Below are 624 nucleotides of genomic sequence, written 5' to 3' on the forward strand. Positions count from 1 at the left end.
TTGGAAATTAAATCCGCCACCTGATTTGCTCCATCCCGACATCATCGAATGGTCAAAACCACTCCCGCCGGAACAATGGGCCAAACGTTCCCCTGAGTTGGAAGCCGCCATTGCCAAACGCGAGGCCGAGTTGACCGGGCGAGCGGAGGCACAGGTATGAGTACGCCAGCGGCAGGCTCCACGAAGAAAGGGGTGTTTTCGCGTAATGACTATTTAGCGCCGTTGCCGATTCCCACCGGTAGAAAACCTTCTGACGTGCTCAACATCATTTGGCGAAAAAACGATGTGTTTCTCGATATAGGTAACTACAGCATCGGCTCGGCGGTAATGGTGCTTTGGCCGATGGTGGTGTTGTTTGCGTTCATGGGATATCTGTTCAGGATTGATCACGATGAAATGCATATTTTCGCAGTAATGACCGCGTTCATTATTGGAGTGCCAGCCTTCTTTCTAATCCAGGGACTGTTTCGCGAAGTCCCTCTACCCATACGCTTCAACCGCCAACGCCGGGAAGTCTGCGTCCCCCGCGAAAACGGCGAGTACTGGATCGTCCCTTGGGAATCCGTAACCGCCGCCGCCACGCAGCATTCATCAGTCAGTCAGGGCGGTAAAACCACGATGGGG

1 pseudogene is annotated in these 624 nt (G+C 53.7%); it reads left to right on the forward strand.

Annotation, left to right across the window (positions count from 1 at the left end):
* Window positions 1-156 precede the first annotated feature (156 nt).
* Window positions 157-624: pseudogene (locus CXF97_RS14000) on the forward strand (hypothetical protein); the annotation flags it as partial.

Origin of the sequence: Pseudomonas sp. Choline-02u-1, from assembly GCF_002836515.1 — a bacterium.
Lineage (GTDB): Bacteria > Pseudomonadota > Gammaproteobacteria > Pseudomonadales > Pseudomonadaceae > Aquipseudomonas.